Source organism: Desertibacillus haloalkaliphilus (assembly GCF_019039105.1).
In the GTDB taxonomy this organism is placed as follows: Bacteria; Bacillota; Bacilli; order Bacillales; family KJ1-10-99; genus Desertibacillus; species Desertibacillus haloalkaliphilus.
The window spans coordinates 1-394 of record NZ_JAHPIV010000268.1 but is presented as its reverse complement, the minus strand read 5'-3'; the positions used below and the strand labels follow the sequence as shown (position 1 = coordinate 394).

The 394-nt window shown below is 41.9% G+C and carries 1 protein-coding gene; it reads right to left on the bottom strand.

The features are described from left to right. Nucleotides 1-394 (bottom strand): elongation factor P (locus KH400_RS21870; RefSeq protein ID WP_217228221.1); only part of this gene is annotated, 394 nt, incomplete at both ends.

The following is a 394-nucleotide window of genomic DNA, read 5'->3' as shown; positions in this document are numbered from 1 at the left end:
CTTGTACCGTTAACCCAGTTTCTAGTGTAGCCGGCTTCGTTCCACCCGAAGCTGTGTCTCCTTTAATTCCTGGTTCCGTTTCTGTCACTTCGAGTTCAACTGTATTCGGTACTTCTACTCCAAGCGTCTCACCTTGATAAGTCATGATTTGAACGACCATGTTTTCTTTTAAGAATTTAAGTTCATGTTCAATTTGAGCTGTCGGCAATTCGATTTGCTCATATGATTCATTATCCATGAACGTATGCATATCTCCACTAGCATATAGATAAGCCATACGACGATTTTCAATGTGCGCTTTCGATACTTTTTCACCAGCACGGAACGTCTTTTCTTGTACAGATCCAGTACGAAGGTTACGTAATTTCGAGCGTACGAAAGCTGCTCCTTTACC